This is a genomic window from Pseudomonas sp. NPDC090233, assembly GCF_044772285.1.
Taxonomy (GTDB): domain Bacteria; phylum Pseudomonadota; class Gammaproteobacteria; order Pseudomonadales; family Pseudomonadaceae; genus Aquipseudomonas.
Genome location: NZ_JBIVYQ010000002.1, coordinates 667799 through 688151, shown reverse-complemented (window position 1 = coordinate 688151; position 20353 = coordinate 667799). Strand labels below are relative to the sequence as shown.

The following is a 20353-nucleotide window of genomic DNA, read 5'->3' as shown; positions in this document are numbered from 1 at the left end:
TGACTACCAGCGCATCCGCACACCCAGGCTGCCAATCAGGCCATTCAGATCATTGTCATCCACATCACTGCTGTAATCGGCACTGACGAACAACGCCACGGAAGGTGTGACTCTGGCCACCAGCCCCAAGCCCAACTCCACTGTGGTCGAGTACCGCGAACCGGAAATCTTGTCGACCTGATCCAGCTTCACCTCATCGGCATTGCTGAAGTCATACCAGACGTTGGTCCGCACGTAGGGCTCGATCGGCATCCCCCGCACTTCGTAGCGCCCGGACAACTTGGCGCCGACCCGGCCGCTCCAGGTGGGTTGGCTGTCGAATGCCTGCAGGGTCTCTTCCTGCACCTGGTTGCCGGGGAAGAACTGTTGGTTGATCAACTGCGCCTGCGGTTCGATCACCCAGCTGCCGCCCAACTGGATCGGGTAGCCACCTTCCACGGAAAAGGTCATCGCGTGGCCGCTCTCATCCAGCCGCTGACCGCTCTCGCCACGGCCCAGCACGTCGATGCGCGAACCCATGGCCACGGCATCCACATGCCAGCCCTGTTCATGGGTCATGCTCCAGTACACCCCCAGGCTCTCGCCGCTGAGGTTGACCGCATTGCGCTGCTTGTCGCCGAGCAATGGGCGGCTGCCACTCAAGCTGCTTTGCAGGTTGTTGTGACCGACGAAAATCCCCGCGCGGTGCACATTGCCGTCGCCGGTTTCACGCACGAACAAGTCCGGGCCGATTATCAGTTGCTGGCTGGGGGCTTCCAGTTGCTCGGGTGCCTGCGCCCCAGGCCGCGCCGTGCCCGGGAAAAATTGCGTCCATTGGCTGGTCATCAGATCAGGCGCCGACTGGCCATGGCGCTCTCCCATCTTGTCGCTGAAAGCCGTCAGCGTACCCAGGCTCAAACCGCTGGCGCTGACCGGTTCAAGCGACAGCTGTGGTATCGCGGGTTGCTGCAGGAACAGGGGCGATGCAGGGTCATCCTGCAATTCGAAGGCGAAGGTTTCCACCGGGGTTGCCAGAAGCATCGACGTGGAAACCGCGTAGAAAATACGGTCGAAGCGCAAGGGATTCGAGGTGTTTTTCATGGCGGATCTCCTTTTGTTTTTGTGAGGTACAGCCCAAGGACCTGGCCTGTCGTCACGAGCTGTACGGCAAAAACAGAGGGCGACCCAACCCGGCACACCCGCTTTCGCAGGCATGCACGAAGGCGCGAGCTAGAGGCCCGGCGCGAGGTTTTTACGACTAGGTAATGTTTAGCTAAGGAGAGGTAAGCGGTTGCGTCAAGAAAGTGTTCCATGAAAAAGGCGGGTGTGTGCGCTGGGTTAAGTCATTGATATTGTTATGAAACCGCTGTGTCATAGTGGCGATCGCGATTTGCCACTGACTTGCTATGTCGAATAATTGCTAAAAAGTTTGTGGCTTATTTGCCGGTGCGTTGAGGTTGTACGCGTGGATATGGGGCGTGTCTAGGTCGTGGAAAGCACTGCGAATTTTCACTCAAGGGTGCCAGAAAACAGCGGCTTACTAAGCCGAGAAAAAAGACAATGATACCTCCTTAAGCATGTTTCCACCGGTGCAGCCTTAGTGAGGAGTCAAGCGATGCCCCAAAAAAATACGGGTATAAAGGGTGTATACAAAAAGTACCATGCAATCAAAGAAGCTCGCGAAATATTGCAAGATTGTAGAGCAGATGTTGTGTCGTTCCTGAAATGCAAGCGCCTTGCGGTTACTTGTCAAGTCGTGGCCGCGGTTGGAAGAAAATCTATAACAACGGCTTCCAGCCTGGCCGGGAGCGCAGCAGGTTCGGCTACCATGCCGGTAGTGGGCTCATTTGTGGGGGGAGAGCTGGGAAAGTCCGCAGTAGAGTCTGTGTTGCCGAAAGTTAACATAGTACCGGACACAAATCTGGCAAAGAATATCCAGAAAAATTGTCAGGGTTTTTTTGAAGAATATAAACATAAACAGTACTGGCTTGATAAAGGGGAGGATAAGGGAGGGGATTGGATTGGTGACAAGTTTGTTACAAAAGGCTTGGAGCTTGCTGGTGAGGACAAGCTTCCAATGAAGATTCCGTTCATGTGGGGGTTTAAAACTCTAAAATCAATTTCGGACGCAACCCATTTGACCAAGTCTGAGCTGGGGCAGAAACTGGAGGTGGGTGTGCGCGACGCCGAGCTCATGATTAAAATGCTAAATAACGACGTTGCCAATGCATTTAAAGAGCATGCTGTGCTTCATCGGTTCCGAAAACTTATTACCGATCCACCTAGCGAGCCGCAACTCGCCTTGAAAGTGAGCGATCACCCCATACGTGGGGTGTGGTGGATTCCCGAATGGAAAGCCATTGAGCAGTATGAGATGGCAATAAAGCAGTTGGATATTCTCAAACGCTTGACCATCCACATTTCTAATGAATGGCCTAGCCCAGCAGAACTTGCACAATATGAGGTGGAGCGGATTTCTGCGTGACCTGCAGGCCCGAAGACTGCACCGGCCAGTGGTAGTCTGCCGATGCAGTTCAAGTCACTCTTCTTCCCGCTGCAAAACCATCAGCACAAAGGAGCGCCCTTTGGCCTCGAACGTACTCTCAAACCGTAAATGCTGCCCCTTGCGCAATTCCGGTCGGTCAGTATCGACCAGGCAGCTCCAGTAATCGCCCTCCGGTACGCTAGGCAACAAGAACGGCACCACATCGTGATGTGCATTCACGATAAGCAGTACCGTCGCCTCAGAGCCGGGCCGAGCAATACCACTGACCTGCGCCCGGCCATCGATCAGCATCCCCAGACAGCGTCCATGCGGATCCTCCCACTGCTCCACGCTCATCTCGCTGCCATCGGGCGCCAGCCAGGTAACGTCCTTGACCCCGATCGCTTCGTTGTAATCACCGACCAGGAAGCGTGAGCGGCGTAGCACCGGGTAGGCCAGGCGCAGGCGGGTCAGGCGCTTGACGAAGGCCAGCAGGTCTTTGCCATCCTCGTCCAAGTCCCAATTGATCCACCCGATCTCGCTGTCCTGGCAATAGGCGTTGTTGTTGCCATGCTGGGTGCGGCTGAACTCGTCACCGGCGACGATCATTGGTGTGCCCTGTGCGAAAAGTAGGGTGGCGAAGTAATTGCGCATCTGGCGCATGCGCAGGGCGTTGATTTCGGGGTCGTCGGTGGGGCCTTCGACGCCGCAGTTCCACGACAGGTTGTTGTCGGTGCCGTCCTGGTTGTTCTCGTCGTTGTCTTCGTTGTGCTTGCTGTTGTACGACACCAGATCGCGCAGGGTGAAGCCGTCGTGCGCGGTAATGAAATTGACTGAAGAGTAGGGGCGTCGACCCCGGTTGTTGAACATGTCGCCCGAAGCGGTCATGCGCGAGGCGAAGTCGGCCAGCTGGCCTTCGTCGCCTTTCCAGAATGCCCGCGCCGTGTCGCGGAAGCGATCGTTCCACTCCGCCCAGCCCGGCGCGAAATTGCCCACCTGATAGCCGCCGGGGCCGCAGTCCCAGGGCTCGGCGATCAGTTTTACCTGGCTGAGCATCGGGTCCTGACGGCAGGCGACAAGGAAGCCGTGGCGTTCGCTGTAGCCGTCGTGGTAGCGGCCGAGAATGGTCGCCAGGTCGAAGCGGAAGCCGTCCACGTGCATCTCGCCGGCCCAATAGCGCAGCGAGTCGGTTACCAGCTGCAGCACGCAGGGGTGGCTAAGGTCGAGGGTGTTGCCGGTGCCGGAATCGTTGATGTAGAAGCGCTTGTCATCGGGCATCAGCCGGTAGTACGAGGCGTTGTCGATGCCGCGCATGGACAGCGTCGGGCCACGCTCGTTGCCTTCGGCGGTGTGGTTGTAGACCACGTCGAGAATCACTTCCAGGCCTGCGTCGTGCAGGTGCGCGACCATCTCCTTGAACTCGGCGATCTTGCCGCTGGCAAGGTAGCGCGGGTGCGGAGCGAAGAAGGCGATGCTGTTGTAGCCCCAGTAATTGTTCAGACCCTTGTCCAGCAGGTGCTGGTCATTGACGAAGGCGTGGATCGGCAGCAGCTCGATGCTCGAAACGCCCAGGTCCTTGATGTGCTTGAGCAGCTCGTCGTTGGCCAGGCCGGCGAAGGTGCCGCGCAATTCTTCTGGCACCGCCGGGTGGCGCATGCTGATGCCGCGGGCATGGGCTTCGTAGATGATCGTGCGCTCCCAGGGGATCTGCACGCGCTGGTCGCGGCCCCAGGTGAACGCGGGGTCGATGACTTTGCACTTGGGCACGAACGGCGCGCTGTCGCGCTCATCGAATGAGAGGTCGCCGTCGGGGTGGCCGATGGTGTAGCCGAACAACGCCTCGGACCATTTCAGGCTGCCGACCAGCTGCTTGGCGTAGGGGTCGATCAAGAGTTTGTTGGGGTTGAAGCGGTGGCCGTTCTCCGGCTCGTAGGGGCCGTAGACGCGGTAGCCGTAGACCAGCCCGGGATGGGCGTCGGGCAGGTAGCCGTGGTAGATCTCGTCGGTGTATTCGGGCAGCTCGATGCGTTCGAGTTCCTGCTCGCCGGTGGAGTCGAACAGACACAGCTCGACTTTGGTGGCGTTGGCCGAGAACAGGGCGAAGTTGACCCCCAGGCCATCCCAGGTGGCGCCGAGCGGGAAGGGCATGCCCTCGCGCAGGCGGGATGGGGCGATGGAGCGGGTTTTCTTAGGGGTGCGGGGGCTCATGGCGGTCCTCGGATGGCCTTGGGGAAGGGGAAGCGGTGTGACTGGAATGGCCTCTTCGCGGGCAAGCCCGCTCCCACAGGGACCGGTGGAGGACTTGTGGGAGCGGGCTTGCCCGCGAAGAGGCCGGAACAGGCTCAACCTGCAGCAGGCTTTTTCACTGCCTTGGGCTTCTTCGCCGCCGCCGGTTTTACCCCCGGCAACGCTGCCGCCTTGGGCTCAGCAGGAGCCTTTGGCTTGGCAGTAGCCTTCTTGCGCGGTGCGGCTTTGGGAGCCAGCGCTTCGGCTTCTGCCAGCTTGCGGGCCATGTCCCAATGGCGTTCCTCCTCTCCAGCAGGCTTACCCTCCGACTCCCAGATCTGGTAGGCAAATTCGCGAATACGCTTCTCATCGACACTCATCATGACGCTCCTGATGCTCAAGATTGTTGTATCAACACATTGACCGGAAACTCTGCCAGCACGGCGCTCAACATCAGCTCCTTTGAAGGGCTGACCACCGCACTGGGGAAAAGTCCCATCGCGTTGGCAGGTGACACGGCAAACGGCAGAATTACCCGGGTGTCGTCCCAGTTCTGTGCCGGGATCAACGGTATGGCAGCGCCGCCCAGCAGGCCGCTGGCCAGGCGTGGGGCGACGACGATGGCGCGGTGTTCTTCACCCAGCCGGGCGAACGCCAGCACCTTGTCGGCATGCTTGCCCTGCACGGTCAGTGGCAGGTAGGCGCCGCGCCGGAACAGCTCGGCGTGAGCCTGGCGGCAGTCCAGCACTCGAGCCAGCAAGGCTTGCTTGATGCGGCCGTCGCGCCAATGCGCGAGCAGCTCTGCGGCGGGCGTTGCGTCGTCCAAGGTGCGACGCCTGCAAGCGTAGTCCACGGCGCAGCGGTTGTCCGGGTCGACCAGGCTGAAATCCCAGTACTCGTTGCCCTGGTACAGGTCGGGAACGCCGGGTACGGTACAGCGCAGCAGGGTCTGAACCAGGCCGTTGAGTGCGCCGGGGCAGGCGATCAGCTGCGCGGCATCGGCCAGTGACTGGCGCAACTGTTGGTTTTCTCGATCAAGCAGCAGGCCATCGACATAGGCGGCGCAGGCGGCCTCGTAGGCCTCGTTCGGCGCGCTCCAGCTGCTGCGCAGCTTGGCTTCGCGAAGGGCTTTTTGTTGCCACTGGCGGATGCGTTCGGCGTACCGTTGCAGCGCATTGTCGTCATGCAGGTCAAGCGCCAGCGGCCAGCTGCCCAACAGCGTCTGCAACAGCAGCATCTCGTCGCCTGGGCTGGGCGCTGGGCCATCGTCCAGTTGCTCGCGCAAGGGGGCGGCCAACTCGCGCCAATGCTCCACGCGGCTGGAGAACCAAGGGCCGCGCTCGCTCAGCACGGCCAGCCGAGCGCGGGTATCCTCGCCGCGCTTGTGGTCGTGGGTGGCAGTGGCGAGCAGGTTGTCGGGGAAGTCGCGCAGGCGACGCTGGGATTCGTTATGGAAGTGCTCGGGGCCGGCACTGAAACGCTCTGCCTCGAAGCCGACGTCGTTGCGCGACAGCAGCCGCGCCGAGCGGTAGAACGCGGTATCTTCCACGGCTTTGGCGGCGCTGGGTGCGGTGAGCTGCTGGAAGCGTACGCAGGCATGGCGCAGGTGCTTGCGTGGCCGGCCGGGCGGCAGCGTGCGCCAAGGTTGGCCGCCGAGCCATTGTCCCAGCTGGTCGAGCAGCGGCCAGTCGGCTTCGCCAAGGTCCTGGCGAGCATTGGCCAGGGCCTGCTGGAAGAATGTCTCATCCTCGGCCGGGCGCCCGCAGGCGTTGAAGTAAGTGCGGTACACCGGGTAGTGCGCAACCAATGCCTGCAAGGCCCGGCGGATCGCGCCGAGGGTCAGGTCGCGGGTCATCAGGTCGTCGCGGGCGACCTGCAGCAGCGCCTGGGCCACCGACTCGCAATCACCCGCCAGGCTGGCATTGAGCACCAGGTGGCGGGCCTGGCGCACCTCCTCGGGGAAGTCGGGGCGCTCGCTGACGTTGGCCCACAACTCGGTGAGCGGCGCTTCGCCGGCCGGATCGTGCTGCAACAGCGAGACCTGGTTCATGAACTCGTAGCCGGTGGTGCCGTCCGTAAGCCAATCGCGATGCAGGTGCTCGTCGAGGCCAAGGATCTTCTCCACATAGATGGGGAAGTGCTCCAAGGCGGCATTCAGCGGCCGCTTGGCGAGCAGGCTTTCAACCCGTCGGCGTAGCTTGCGGCAGTAGCCGCGTGGATCCGCCAGGCCGTCGATATGGTCGATGCGCAGGCCGTCCACCAGGCCACGCTCGATCAGCTCGAACAGCTTGGCGTGGGTAGCCTCGAACACCACCGAGCGTTCCACCCGCAGGCCGCCCAGCTCGTTGATGTCGAAAAAGCGCCGCCAGTTGATGTCGTCGGCGGCGGTACGCCAACTGGCCAGGCGGTAGGTCTGGCGTTCGAGCAGCAGGTGCAGGCGTTTGAAGCCGTTTTCGCTGCGGCTGTCGAAGGCCACCAGTGCCGACTGCAGATCGGCGCCATCGGTCACCAGTCGCGCCAGTTCGCGCTGTAGTTCGACGGCGGCGGCCAATGGATCAGCCGCATCGCTCAGCGCCGTGAAGTGCTCGGCCAGGTACTTCAGGGCCGGCTCGGTGCTGAAGGACAGGATCCAGCCGTAGTCGATCGGGCAGATCGGAAAGCGATGATCGTAGTGGGCAACCTGCAATACGCCGTGCTGCTTGTCGAACTGCAACGGGATGTCGCCGTTTTTCAGGGCGGCGCCGTAGTCGCTGCCGAGGAAAGGCAGCAACAGTTGACCGGCCAGCAGCGGGTCGCTGGAATGCCACTGGATGTCGAAGAACTCCGCGTACGGGCTACGTCGCCCCCACGCCAGCAGGCTTTGCCACCAGGGGTTGTCGGCGCCACCGACCGCCATGTGGTTGGACACGGTGTCGAGAATCATGCCCATGCCATGCTGACGCAACGCGGCGACAAGCCGTTCCAGCGCCGCTTCGCCCCCAAGTTCCGGGTTGACCTGGGTCGGGTCGACTACATCGTAACCATGACGTGAGCCGGCGCGGGCCTTGAGGATCGGTGAGGCATACAAGTGGCTGATGCCCAATTGGGCGAAGTAGGGCACCAGTGGCACAGCGTGATCGAGGGTGAAGTCGCTGTGAAATTGCAGGCGCAGGGTCGCGGTCAACGGCTTCATCGGTCACGCTCCCAGGCTTGTTCGCGGGCCTGGGCCAACAGCTCCAGGCGGCGTGCGGCGTCCTCGTCGTCGAGCAGGTCGCGCACCGGGGTGGCGAAGCGCCGACGCCAGTTCGGGTGGCCTTCGGTGGTACCGGGCAGGTTGGGTTGCTCGTCGCTGCCAAGCAGGTCTTCGAGCGGGATCAGCACCAGCGGTGCGCGGGTGTGGCCGACGTAGCGAATGGCGGCATCGATCACGTGGTCGTTATCCTTCTGCGGGCCGTAGTTGGCTTCAAGAATGCGGCGCAGACCGGCACTTTCTTGCAGGCGGGTCTGGCGCCAATGCTTTTCGGCGTCGGCGTCGATCAACTGCAGGCGCTGGCTCCAGTCGATGTCGCGGCTCTGCAGCCAACCGGCCAGGGGCGCCAGATCGTGGGTGCCGGTGGTGGCCAGGGCGTTGTCCGGCCAGTCGAGGATCGGCTTGAAATGGCCGGGCTGGGTCTGTTCGAAGGGCAGCACGCGCATGCCCAGCACGGCCTTGTCGGCCAGCTGTTCGCGCAGGCCTTCGGGCACGGTGCCGAGGTCTTCGCCAAGAATGATCGCCTGGTGGCGCACCGACTCCAGGGCCAACAGGCGCAGCAGGTCCTCCAGCGGGTAGTGCAGGTAGGCGCCTTCGCTGGGCTTGCTGCCGCGGGGGATCAGCCAAAGCCGACGCAGGCCCATGACATGGTCGATGCGCAGGCCGCCGGCGTGCGCCAGGTTCGCCCGCAGCATTTCGATGAAGGCGCGGTAACCGTTGCGCTTGAGGCCTTCGGGGGAAAAGGCGCAGATGCCCCAGTCCTGGCCTGAGCGGTTGAGGATATCGGGCGGGGCGCCGACTTTGAGGTCGGCCAGCAGTTCGTCCTGGCGGCTCCAGGCCTGGCTGCCGGCACCGTCGGCGCCGACGGCCAGGTCGGCGATCAGGCCGACCGCCATGCCATTGCCGCGTGCGGCTTCCTGGGCGCGCTGCAGGCCGCGCTCGGTGAGCCACTGGCAAAAGGCGTGGAACTCGACCTTGGCTGGATAGGCGCTGGCAAAGGCTTCGACTTCCGGGTGGTAAGGGTCGTGCCAGGCGCTTGGCCAGGTGCGCCAGTCGGCACCCAGACCATGCTCCACGGCTTGGGCTTGCAGCACTTCGAAGCGACAGTGGTGTTCCAGGGCCTGGCCACCGGCCTGGCGGAAGCTGTCGAAATCCTTGCGCAGCGGGTGATCGCCCTGGCTGAAGTCCTGGTACAGCGCTTCGAGCAGGCGCAGGCGGGTATCGGCGGCCCGTGGCCAGTCGACCAGTGAGCGTTGTTCCAGGTCTTCAAGCGCCTGCTCCAGTCCGCAGGTTTCAATGGCCATACGCACCGCGCGCTCGCCGAGCAGGGCAGCAGGGCTGGCGTACAGGGTGTTGAGCAGCAGGCGGCTGGAGGGTGAATAGGGGCTGTAGTGTTGCTGGTCGATAGCTGAAAGTGCGTGGATCGGGCTGATCGCCAGGGCATCGGCGCCGCGTTCGGCGGCGATGCGGGCCAACTGCTCAAGGGCCAGGCAATCGCCGTAGCCACCATCGCCTGGGCGGCGCAGGCTGTAGAGCTGTATCGCAAGGCCCCAGCAGCGTGGTGGTGGTTGTTCGACTGCGTCCTCCAGGCTATGGCAGCGCGCGGGGGCCACGGCCAGGGTGAAGGTGCGGCCGTCGACGTTGACCTGATGGTAGCCGATGGGTATCTCACCGGGCAGACGCGCCTGGGAGTCAAGCGTCAGCGTGAGCTTAGTGTTGTCTTCCAGCGTGCAGTGCGCGGTGTTGCCTGCCGTGAAGTAGCGCGCGAGGGGCAAGGGTTCGCCGAGGTCAGCGGTCAGCAGCGGCGGCAGGTGCTCACTGTCATCCGCTCGCTCTACGGCGCGCAGGCTGCTGTCGATGGCGCTGTCATCGGCGGCCGGATGGCCCAGGCCTTCGAGGACTTTGCGCAGTACTTCATCGCTTACCTGCTGTGGACGATTGTTGGCGTCGATCCAGTCGCGGGCCAGCCCGACGCGGGCGGCCAGTCGGTGCAGTGCGGTTTCGCTCATGGGCTCTCCTGGCCGGGTGCAAGCAGGCTGACCACGCAGCTGTAGGCAGACAGCGCGGTGTCGGGGTGCGTGGTGTCGCTGCAGTCGAACAGGCGGTGTTCGGCAGCGGGCAGTTCGACCGGCTGCGGCGTGGCCGCGAGGTTCAGGTCGATGCGCAAGGTGTTGCCGTCGCCCAGGCGCCAGCGTGCGGTCAAAGCTTTTTCGCCAAGCACCTGTGCGCCGAGCGCGCGGCTGCCGGGCAGGTGCGGGATGACATGGCGCTGGCGCAGGTCGAGCAGTTGCTGGTAGAGGCCGTGCCAGCCGGCGATGACTTCCTGGCGCTGCGGTCGAGAAGCCTCGAAGGTCTGTTCGGCGTTGGGGTCGGGAATGTGTGCGCGCTGTTCGGGGTCGGCGAACGCGGTGAAGTGGGCGAACTCGCCGCGCCGGCCTTCGCGCACAGCGTCGGCCAGCTCGTCGTGGAAATCGGTGAAGAACAGAAAGGGTCGGCAACTGCCATCGTCGTCGCCCATGAACAGCAGCGGGATCATCGGCGACAGCAGCAACAGGCCGGTCGCCGCGCGCAGGGCTGCGGGCGGGCAGAGCCGGGTCAAGCGCTCACCCAGCGCGCGGTTGCCGATCTGGTCGTGGTTCTGCAGGAACAGCACAAACGCGCTGGGTTCAAGGTGTCCGCTGGGTTCGCCGCGTGGCGTGCCGTGGCGGTTGGCCTGGCCCTGGAACACGAAGCCCTCCGACAGGCAGCGGGCCAGCTTGTCGATGGGCTGCGCCTGGTAGTCGGCATAGTAACCCTCGGTTTCACCGGTGAGCAGCACGTGCAGGGCGTTGTGGCCGTCATCGTTCCATTGCGCGTCGAAGCCCTGTTCGAGCAACGAGGCCTGGTTGTGTTCGTTTTCCAGCACCAACCAAACCTGCCTGCCAGGCTCCACCGCAGCGCGTACTCGCTGTGCCAGTTCGATCAGGAAATCGGGCTGGTCGATGGCGTGCACGGCATCCAGGCGCAGGCCGTCGCAGCGGTAGTCGCATAGCCACATCAGGGCGTTCTGGATGAAGTATTCGCGCACTTCGGCACGGCGAAAGTCGATGGCGGCGCCCCAGGGGGTCTGCCGGTCCTGGCGAAAGAACGGGCTGGCGTATTGGTGCAGGTAGTTGCCGTCCGGGCCAAAGTGGTTGTAGACCACATCCACCAGCACCATCAGCCCCTGGCCGTGGGCGTTGTCGACCAGCGCGCACAGTTGTTCGGGGCTGCCGTAGTTGTGCTGCGGTGCGTAGGGCAGCACGCCGTCGTAGCCCCAGTTGCGTTCGCCGGGGAATTGCCCGAGGGGCATCAGCTCGATGGCGCTGATGCCAAGCTCTGCCAGGCGCGGCAGGTGTCGGGCAACCCCGGGGTAGCCTTCGAGCACGCCGACGTGCATCTCCTGAATGACCGCTTCGTGCCAGGGGCGGCCTTGCCAGGGGTGCTGCCAGGCATAGGCCTGGGTGTCCACCACCTGGCTCGGGCCCTGCACCCCTTCGGGCTGAAAGCGCGAGGCCGGGTCGGCCACTCGCAGCTCGCCGTCGATATGGTAGCGATAACGGTCACCGGCCTGGCACGGGGCAACCCCCGTGTACCAACCGTTGTCGTCGGGCAGCAGCTCGATTGGCGGCTGCTGCTCCAGTTCCAGGCTCACGTTGCGCGCATCCGGCGCCCACAGGGCGAAGCGCGCCGACGTGGCGTCCAGCAGGTGTGCGCCATGTCTGTGCATCTTCCACCCCCTGCTCAGTAGTGGCTGAGTTGTGCCTGCTTGACCAAGTCCTCATAAAGGCGCGCATAGGGCTCGACCGCCTGGCACCAGTTGAACGGCTGGGTCATCGACAGGCAGCGCATGGCGTTGAGCAGATTCTTCTTGCCGTAGACATAGAAGGCTCGGCTGAGCGCCTCGCGGTAGCTGTCTGCCGTGGACTCGTCGAACAGGAAGCCCGTAACGCCGTTCTCGATGGTGTCGGCCAGCCCGCCGGTGTTGCGCGCCACGGGCAGCGAACCGAAGCGCTGCGCGTACATCTGGCTCAGGCCGCAGGGCTCGTAGCGCGACGGCATCAGCAGGAAGTCGCTACCAGCGAACATGCGTCGGGCGTCGGTTTCGTTGAAGCCGATGCGTACACCGATGCGGCCGGGGTGGCGCACCGCCAGCTCGCTCATGGCCTGTTCTTCTTCAGGCTCGCCACGGCCGATGATTGCGATCTGCCCACCCTGTTCGACGATGTAGTCGGCCACGGCCAGGGTCAGGTCCAGGCCTTTCTGGAAGACCAGCCGCGAAACAACCGCGAACAGGGGGCCTTCAGACGGCTCCAGCTCGAACAGGCGGCGGACTTCCTCGGCATTGCGTGCCTTGCCGTCCCAGTCATTGATGCTGAAGTTGTGCTGCAAGTGCTGGTCGGTGGCCGAGTCCCAGCTTTCGTCGATGCCATTGGGGATGCCACCGAGCAGGCCTTGCTGAGCCTTGCTGGCGAGAAAACCATCCAGGCCGCAGCCGAATTCCGGGGTGGTGATTTCGCGGGCGTAGGTGGCGCTGACCGTGGTGATATGGCTGGAGTAGGCCAAGCCTGCCTTGAGGAACGACAGCTTGCCGTAGAACTCCATGCCTTCCTGTTGCATGGCATGGTCAGGGATCGCCAGTTCCGGGCTGCAGGCACGGCTGTAAACGCCCTGATAGGCCAGGTTGTGGATGGTGAATAAGGTCGGCGTATTCAAACCGCGCCAGTGCATGTAGGCAGGCGCCAGGCCGGCCGGCCAGTCGTGCGCGTGGACCACTTCGGGTTTCCAGTGAATCTTGCCTTCGCCCGCTGCAATTTCGGCGGCGGCCAGGCCCAGGCGAGCGAAGCGGATGTGGTTGTCAGGCCAGTCGCGCCCGTTGTTGGCACCATAGGGAGTGCCATCGCGCTGGTACAGCTCGGGGCAGATCAGAACATAGATGACCAGGCCGTCGGCCATGTCCATGCGGCCGATCTTGCATGGCGGCAGGGCGGCGTGGCCACCGAGTTCGCCGACGATGTGAATGGGGTTGTCGCTTTCCATTACCTGGCTGTAGCCGGGGATCAGCACGCGAACATCGTGCAGGTGCGCCAGCGCCCTTGGCAGCGCGGCAGATACGTCGCCCAAGCCGCCGGTCTTGACCAGGTCGGCGATTTCCGAGGTGACGAACAGGATCTTGCGCTTGTTCGGGTTGTGCTGGCGCTGAGCGCCGGGTGCCTTGGCTGTCGTTGCGAACTCCGGGGTGAGCGGTTCGCGGTTTTCCGGTTTGAATGAATCTACGTGAGGTTCGACAGCGGCACTGATCATACTTCTCTCCGTCCCTATGTGTGGCCGGGTGCTGGCACCCGTTGCTCTCTATCGTGTTGGCTTTCTCTGATACGTCACTTGGTAGTGCGGTCCTTGCCCCAGGGTCGTGCGCACGGGCACGGCGCGATCGGCATTCCGGCCGAAGGCGAATGAACTGGTTGGGGTGGCAGGCCGTAGCGCGGAAAGTCCCGTTACAATTGGCCTACTTAGTTGCTGACCCGCCAGCGTTTGCAAAAGTTCGACTTTTTTACGTCGCTCTTCCCATGAGCAAATGGCGGGCCGAAAGCTGAGTGTAGGAGAGCTGGAGATAAAAAGGTGACCCACTGGTCACTTTCGTTATGAGGCGAAATAGACGCAAACGTTGGCGTGTGTAATCGGAGGTGAAGAGGGAGTTTCAGAGAGGTGCGCCAGCCAATTTGTGATGCACATTCCTGTGGCGACGACAAATTGGCTGCACTGTTGTGGTGCGTCAGAGGTCAGCCTTGGGGCAACTCTGAAGAATGATGGTGCTTGATCAGCCAGTTTTGGCCATCCCAACGGTAGGTGTAGGTGTAACGTGCAGCGACCTGCTTGCCGGTCGATGCGAAATCGAACGTGTATAACCCGGCCAGGGTGGCCGTGTTGCATCCGATCTGCAGGTGATGGCTGTCGAGCTTGCCGCTCGGGCGGTCGGCGAGGAAGTGGCGGAAGTAGTCGATTCGCTCGTCGCGTGTCAGCCGGGGTGTTTTCGATACGGTGGGCAGCAGTACCGCTTGCTCGTGATAAAGGTCGGCCACTTGCGCGGGATCACCTGTCTGAAGGGTGGTATTCCACTTCGCAAACAAGCCAAGCGCATCGCGCTCGTTCAATGACTGGCATTGCTCCGGCGCCGCTGCGTGGGCGTGCATGCCGATGGCGAGCAGGGCGGCGGTAGCGAGGTATTGGCTGGGACTCATGCGGGCATCCTCGTGATGCAGGCGCCAGGGTAGGCCTGCGGCGCAATCCAAAGTAGGGAAGGCGCCGCTCGCAAACGAGTGGGAAGATCGGTCAGAGGCTGACGGACTTTTCGCCGGTGTTGGCTTGCTTGAGCATCAGGGTGAGGCGGGCAACCTGCTGTTGCAGCTGGTCTCGCTCGTCTTTGAGCTTACGCAGTTCATCACGGCGCACTGAGACATAGAGGGTCTGGGTGGGGGTGGCAGGCATCAAGGTACCCATGTATACACCTCGCGGTTTTGGCTGGTGACAGTTAAAGCGTAGTCGCTTCACGCGGCGCGCATTCTGAATTCTTTCGCAGCCTATGGGAACTTTTTTGTTTAACGTTGTCTCGCCGTTCGTCGCTGAACCCTCGGGCGGTGTGCTGGACTAATCTGAAACGTTGGATTGTTGTCATTCATTTTTTCAAGGGGAGCATCGGCTCATGCAACTGGGAATCGTCGGGCTGGGCCGCATGGGCGGCAATATTGCAAGGCGCCTGATGCGCGCCGGTCACCGCACGGTGGTCAACGACCGCAACCGTGAAGCCATCACTGGGCTGGAAGGCGAGGGCGCGCAAGGGGCGCATGACCTCGGCGCGTTGGTGCAAAAACTGAAAGCCCCGCGCGCGGTGTGGGTGATGCTGCCGGCGGGTGAGCCCACCGAGCAGACCATCGCGCAACTGGCCGAACTGCTGGAGCCGGGTGATGCGATCATCGACGGCGGCAACACCTTCTATAAAGACGACATGCGCCGCGCTGCCGACCTGGCAAAGCGTGGGCTGCATTATCTGGACGTCGGCACGTCTGGCGGGGTGTGGGGCCTGGATCGGGGCTACTGCATGATGATCGGCGGCGAGAAGGAAGTTTTCGAGCGCCTTGAGCCGCTGTTCAAGGCCCTGGCACCTGGCGTCGGCGACATTCCGCGCACCCAGGGTCGCGAAGGTGAGCACGCGCGTGCCGAACACGGCTACATCCACGCCGGCCCGCCTGGTGCGGGGCACTACGTGAAGATGGTGCACAACGGCATCGAATACGGCCTGATGCAGGCCTACGCCGAGGGCTTCGACCTGCTGCGCAGCAAAGGCGGCAACGAATTGCCTGAAGAACAGCGCTTCGACCTGAACGTGGCCGAGATCGCCGAAGTCTGGCGCCGCGGCAGCGTGGTCACCTCGTGGCTGCTCGACCTCACCGCCGATGCCCTGGTGGCCGACCCGCAACTGGCGCAGTTCAGCGGCTCGGTGTCCGACAGTGGCGAAGGCCGCTGGACCATCGACGCCGCCGTCGAACAGGCGGTGCCGGTACCGGTGCTGTCCAGCGCGCTGTTCGCCCGCTTCCGCTCGCGCCAGCAACAGGGCACCTATGGTGACAAGGTCCTGTCGGCCATGCGCCTGGGCTTCGGTGGCCACGTCGAGAAGAAAGGCCAATGAGCAAACCGACCATACCTGCTGCTCCGCCTTGCACCTTGTTCCTGTTCGGCGCCAACGGTGATCTGGTCAAGCGCCTGCTGACGCCGGCGCTGTACAACCTCAGCCGTGACGGTCTGCTCGATCGCAACCTGCGCATCGTCGGCGTCGACCATAACGCCGCCACTGCCGAGGAATTCGCCGAGCGTCTGCATGATTTCATGCGCGAGCGGGACAAAGGCGGCGAGGGGGCGGCCAAGTGCCTGGACGAAAAACTCTGGGCGCGTCTGGCCAAGCGCCTGGACTACCAGACCGGCGACTTCCTGGACCCAGCCACTTACGCGGCGTTGGCCAAACGTATCGACAAGACCAGCCATGGCAACGCGATCTTCTACCTGGCCACCTCACCGCGCTTCTTCCCCGAAGTGGCCCAGCGCTTGGGCGAAGCGGGTTTGCTCGATGAGTCCGCTGGGGGCTTTCGCCGGGTGGTTGTGGAAAAACCGTTCGGCACCGACCTGGCCAGCGCCGAGGCGCTCAATGCCTGCCTGTTGAAGGTGATGAGCGAACGGCAGATCTACCGTATCGACCATTACCTGGGCAAAGAGACGGTGCAGAACATCCTGGTCAGCCGTTTTTCCAACGGCCTGTTCGAGTCGTTCTGGAACAACCACTACATCGACCACGTGCAGATCACCGCTGCCGAGACCGTGGGCGTCGAGACCCGCGGCGGGTTCTACGACACCACCGGTGCCCTGCGCGACATGGTGCCCAACCACCTGTTCCAGTTGCTGGCGATGGTCGCCATGGAACCGCCCGCGGCCTTTGGCGCCGATGCCGTGCGTGGCGAAAAGGCCAAGGTGATCGGCGCCATCCGCCCATGGTCGGCGAAGATGGCGCTGAAGAACTCCGTGCGTGGCCAGTACATCGCTGGCAAGCACGGCCGCAAACCGCTGGCCGGTTATCGTCAGGAGGAACGGGTGGCCGCTGACAGCCAGACCGAAACCTACGTGGCCCTCAAGGTGATGATCGACAACTGGCGCTGGGCCGGGGTGCCCTTCTACCTGCGCACCGGCAAGCGCATGAGCGTGCGCGACACCGAAATCGCCATCTGTTTCAAGCCCGCACCTTATGCGCAGTTTCGCGAGTCGGAACTGGAGCGGCCCAAGCCCAATTACCTGAAGATCCAGATCCAGCCCAACGAAGGCATGTGGTTCGACCTGCAGGCCAAGCGCCCAGGGCCTGAGCTGGTGATGGAGAACGTCGAGCTTGGCTTCGCCTACAAGGACTTCTTCAAGATGACTCCGGCAACCGGCTATGAAACCTTGATCTACGACTGCCTCACGGGTGACCAGACCCTGTTCCAGCGGGCCGACAACATCGAGAACGGCTGGCGTGCGGTGCAGCCGTTTCTGGATGCCTGGGCGCAGGATGGCGAGGTTCACGAGTATGCAGCCGGTGAAGATGGGCCTGAGGCTGGAAATGAATTGCTGACCCGCGACAAGCGAGAGTGGCACAAATTGGGGTGACTGTGCCGGCCTATTAAGGAGATTCAATGCCCGCCCATATCGAAGACTACGCCCTGCTCGGCAACTGCCGCAGCGCCGCCCTGGTCAGCCGTGATGGCTCCATCGACTGGCTCTGCCTGCCGCGTTTCGACGCCCCTGCCGTATTCGCCGCGCTCCTGGGCAATGAAGAAAACGGCCGCTGGCGCCTGGCCCCCAGCGAGCCCATCGAGCACACAAAACGCGTTTACCTGGAAGATACCCTGGTCCTTGAAACCACCTGGGTCACTGCCAGCGGTCGCGCCCGGGTGCTCGACTTCATGCCGCTGGACGAGGTCAACTCGGTGGTGCGCATCGTCGAGGGCATTGCGGGTGAAACCAATTTCGAAATGGACCTGGTGCTGCGCTTCGATTACGGCCGCAGCGTACCTTGGGTGGAGAAGCTCGATCCACTGACGCTCAGCGCCGTCGCCGGCCCTGACCGACTGATCCTGTGCAGCAGCGTACCCACGCACGCGCGCGACCACCACACGGTCGCACGCTTCAGGGTAAGCGCAGGTGAGCGCCAGGTGTTCAGCCTGCGCCACCAGCCCTCGCACCTGGCGGTACAGCCGGATTGCGACATCGATCAGGCGCTGGAACATACCGTCAATCATTGGCAGGCCTTTGCTGCACGCTGCCCTGAGGTCGGCCCCTACAGCGCCCAGGTGCGCCGCTCGCTGCTCACGCTCAAGGCCATGACCTACGCGCCCACCGGCGGTATCGTCGCCGCTGTCACCACCTCGCTGCCCGAAAGCCTCGGCCACGAACGCAACTGGGATTACCGCTTCTGCTGGCTGCGCGATGCCACCATGACCTTGCTGGCATTCATGAACCTTGGCTACTTCGACGAAGCCCAGGCCTGGCGCGAGTGGTTGCTGCGCTCGGTGGCCGGCAACCCTGAGCAGATGCAGATCATGTACGGCCTGGCCGGCGAGCGCGACCTGCAGGAATATACCTTGCCCTGGCTGGCCGGCTACGAGCACTCGCAACCGGTGCGTGTGGGCAATGCCGCCGCACAGCAGGTGCAGCTGGATATCTACGGTGAACTGGCCGATGCCATGACCCAGGCCATCAAGGGCGGGCTGCCCCGGCACCCGCGCAGCGCGGCGATCTCCCGCTTGATCTTGCCGTACCTGGAACGCATCTGGCGCGAGCCCGACGAAGGCATCTGGGAAGTACGCGGCGGCCGCCAGCATTTCGTGCATTCCAAAGTCATGGCCTGGGTCGCCTTCGACCGCGCGGCGGGGCTGGCCGACACCACCGAGGAAGGCCGCGAGCGCGGTCAGCACTACCGCCAGGTGGCGGACGAGATCCGCCGTGAAGTGTGCGAGCACGGGCTGGATGCTCAGGGCCAGCATTTCGTTCAGGCCTATGGCTCGACGGAGATGGACGCCAGCCTCCTGCAAATTGCCCTGACCGGCTTCCTGCCGGCGGAAGATCAACGCTTCCTGTGCACCCTGGCGCAGATCGAACAGCGCCTGCTCAAGAATGGCCTGCTGTTGCGCTATGACAGCGACAGCTGCAGTGACGGGCTGACGCCAGGGGAGGGGACGTTTTTGGTCTGCTCGTTCTGGCTGGCGGACGTGTACGTGCTGCTGGGGCGCCAGGACGAGGCGCGGGCGCTGTACGAGCAACTGACCGGGCTGTGCAATGACGTCGGCCTGCTGGCCGAACAGTACGATCCGGCAGGCAAGCGCATGCTGGGCAACTTCCCGCAGGCGTTCAGCCATATCGGCATCATCAATACTGCGCTGAACCTGCACCGGGCACAGTGCCCGGTGCGGGACCGTGCCCGCTGTGGATAGGGTCGTAAATAAATGTGTGACTCATTGGGTCACACATGATACGTTGCCAGGTGTGATGCATGGGGTCACACTGTGCCGGTCTCCCAAACGGACGCGGCGAGCTATCCATGATCATCAGTTTTCGACACAAGGGACTGCGAATCTTTCATGAAACGGGAAACACGCGTGGCATTCAGGTGGCTCACACGGGGCGCTTGAAGCGACAACTTCAATTTCTCGAACGCGCCATCGTGGCGCAGGAGATGAGCTTGCCAGGTTGGCAGTTGCACTGTCTCAAGGGTGAGCTGACGGGCTTCTGGTCAGTCAGTGTTTCTGGCAACTGGCGGTTGATCTTTCGTTTCGTGGGTTCGGACGTCGAGCTTGTCGATTACCTTGATTATCACTGAACAGGAGGGCAGTTCATGCCTTTGCACAATCCGCCACACCCGGGCGAAACCTTGCGTGAGGATGTTTTGCCTGCGCTGGGCCTGACGGTGAAAGCGTTTGCGACGCATCTGGGTTTTTCGCGTGAAGCGCTTTCGCGGGTCTTGCACGGTCGCGCAGCCATGTCCCCGGACCTGGCACTGCGTCTTGAGATGGCAGGTATCAGCACCGCCCGACTCTGGCTGGCCATACAGGCCGATTACGATATCTGGCAGGCGCGTCACCGTCAGCAGCCAGTCATTACCCGATTGTTTCAGGCCGCCTGATCAGCGCGGCTAGCAGCTTACCAGGAAGGGTATGGCCAACCACAAGATAGAAATCCGCAGGCGCAACATCGAGAAGATCCTCGTGGCTGCAGAAAGGGTGTTTGCCGAGAAAGGCTACGGCGCCACCTCAATGGGCGATATCGCCGAACAGGCCGAGCTGCCGCGCTCCAACCTGCACTATTACTTCAGCACCAAGGATGAGCTGTTCCGTGCCGTGCTGCAGGACTTGCTGGATGTGTGGAAGCAGGACGCCCTGTGCTTCGAGAACTTCGACGACCCGCGGGTGGTGCTCACCAGCTACATCCGGGCGAAGATGGGCCATTCGCGTTCACGGCCGCTGGGGTCGAAGATCTGGGCCGAAGAGATGTTGCACGGTGCGCCGCTGCTTGGGGTGAGCCTGGAGGACAGCCTGGTGCCCTGGGCGAAGATGAAGGAAGACAAGATTCGTCGCTGGGTCGAGGATGGGCGGATCTTGCCGGTGGAGCCTTCAGCGCTGTTGTACATGATCTGGGCCTCCACACAGCACTACGCCGACTTCGGCTACCAGGTGGCGGTGCTCAATGGAGGGGAGCCGCTGTCGGAGCTGGCATTCGAGAGTGCAGTGCAGACGGTGACCGGTGTGATTCTTCGCGGTATCGGGCTGGAACCTTGATTGTTGGGGCTACTGTGCAGCCCATTCGCGGGAAATTCTATGCTGACTCATAGATTTTGCAGGCCA

Annotated in this window: 16 protein-coding genes; 7 read left to right on the top strand and 9 right to left on the bottom strand. The window is 62.7% G+C overall.

What is annotated here, in order from left to right; translation table 11 throughout:
* Positions 1-3 precede the first annotated feature (3 nt).
* A complete protein-coding gene (locus ACIQUF_RS07580) occupies positions 4-1080 on the bottom strand; it encodes an autotransporter domain-containing protein (protein WP_403130064.1) in 1077 nt (358 codons plus the stop codon).
* A 514-nt stretch (positions 1081-1594) separates the two neighbouring features.
* Here ACIQUF_RS07580 and ACIQUF_RS07575 point away from each other — a divergent pair.
* The gene (locus tag ACIQUF_RS07575) at positions 1595-2464 is read left to right on the top strand and encodes a hypothetical protein (RefSeq protein WP_403130061.1); all 870 of its coding nucleotides are present in this window, start codon (positions 1595-1597) and stop codon (positions 2462-2464) included.
* 54 nt (positions 2465-2518) lie between these two features.
* Here the strand turns inward: ACIQUF_RS07575 and glgX are convergent, their stop codons facing one another.
* From glgX to ACIQUF_RS07535, 8 genes are all read right to left on the bottom strand, one after another.
* Positions 2519-4672, bottom strand: a complete 2154-nt coding sequence (gene glgX / locus ACIQUF_RS07570; protein WP_403130058.1) for a glycogen debranching protein GlgX — start codon at positions 4670-4672, stop codon at positions 2519-2521.
* 134 nt (positions 4673-4806) lie between these two features.
* Positions 4807-5073 carry a DUF2934 domain-containing protein gene (locus ACIQUF_RS07565; RefSeq protein WP_403130055.1) on the bottom strand — a complete coding sequence of 89 codons (267 nt, stop codon included), beginning with the start codon at positions 5071-5073 and terminating at the stop codon, positions 4807-4809.
* Positions 5074-5087: 14 nt separating this feature from the next.
* Entirely contained in the window at positions 5088-7862 is a 2775-nt protein-coding gene (locus tag ACIQUF_RS07560; protein ID WP_403130052.1) for a malto-oligosyltrehalose synthase, read from the bottom strand.
* Entirely contained in the window at positions 7859-9928 is a 2070-nt protein-coding gene (gene malQ, locus ACIQUF_RS07555) for a 4-alpha-glucanotransferase (RefSeq protein WP_403130049.1), read from the bottom strand. Before malQ ends, ACIQUF_RS07560 begins: the two co-directional genes overlap by 4 nt.
* Entirely contained in the window at positions 9925-11667 is a 1743-nt protein-coding gene (gene treZ, locus ACIQUF_RS07550) for a malto-oligosyltrehalose trehalohydrolase (RefSeq protein ID WP_403130047.1), read from the bottom strand. The genes malQ and treZ overlap by 4 nt, the downstream gene beginning before the upstream one ends.
* Before the next feature lie 14 nt (positions 11668-11681).
* The gene (gene glgA, locus ACIQUF_RS07545; protein ID WP_403130044.1) at positions 11682-13241 is read right to left on the bottom strand and encodes a glycogen synthase GlgA; all 1560 of its coding nucleotides are present in this window, start codon (positions 13239-13241) and stop codon (positions 11682-11684) included.
* A 476-nt stretch (positions 13242-13717) separates the two neighbouring features.
* Complete coding sequence (locus tag ACIQUF_RS07540) at positions 13718-14176, bottom strand: SgcJ/EcaC family oxidoreductase (protein WP_403130042.1); 459 nt, start codon at positions 14174-14176, stop codon at positions 13718-13720.
* Between the two features lie 91 nt (positions 14177-14267).
* Positions 14268-14435, bottom strand: coding sequence for a DUF6026 family protein (locus ACIQUF_RS07535; protein WP_403130040.1), 168 nt, complete (start codon positions 14433-14435; stop codon positions 14268-14270).
* Positions 14436-14637: 202 nt separating this feature from the next.
* On the opposite strand from ACIQUF_RS07535, the gene gnd reads away from it, so the two are divergent.
* The 6 genes from gnd to ACIQUF_RS07505 all read left to right on the top strand — a co-directional run bounded on the left by gnd (position 14638) and on the right by ACIQUF_RS07505 (position 20287).
* Positions 14638-15621, top strand: a complete 984-nt coding sequence (gene gnd, locus ACIQUF_RS07530; RefSeq protein WP_403130037.1) for a phosphogluconate dehydrogenase (NAD(+)-dependent, decarboxylating) — start codon at positions 14638-14640, stop codon at positions 15619-15621.
* Positions 15618-17123 carry a glucose-6-phosphate dehydrogenase gene (zwf, locus tag ACIQUF_RS07525; RefSeq protein WP_403130034.1) on the top strand — a complete coding sequence of 502 codons (1506 nt, stop codon included), beginning with the start codon at positions 15618-15620 and terminating at the stop codon, positions 17121-17123. Before gnd ends, zwf begins: the two co-directional genes overlap by 4 nt.
* Positions 17124-17149: 26 nt before the next feature.
* Complete coding sequence (locus ACIQUF_RS07520) at positions 17150-18946, top strand: glycoside hydrolase family 15 protein (RefSeq protein WP_403130031.1); 1797 nt, start codon at positions 17150-17152, stop codon at positions 18944-18946.
* 107 nt (positions 18947-19053) lie between these two features.
* The gene (locus tag ACIQUF_RS07515; protein WP_403130028.1) at positions 19054-19332 is read left to right on the top strand and encodes a type II toxin-antitoxin system RelE/ParE family toxin; all 279 of its coding nucleotides are present in this window, start codon (positions 19054-19056) and stop codon (positions 19330-19332) included.
* 15 nt (positions 19333-19347) lie between these two features.
* Positions 19348-19635, top strand: coding sequence for a HigA family addiction module antitoxin (locus ACIQUF_RS07510; RefSeq protein ID WP_403130025.1), 288 nt, complete (start codon positions 19348-19350; stop codon positions 19633-19635).
* 31 nt (positions 19636-19666) lie between these two features.
* Positions 19667-20287, top strand: a complete 621-nt coding sequence (locus ACIQUF_RS07505; RefSeq protein WP_403130022.1) for a TetR/AcrR family transcriptional regulator — start codon at positions 19667-19669, stop codon at positions 20285-20287.
* Positions 20288-20353 lie beyond the last annotated feature (66 nt).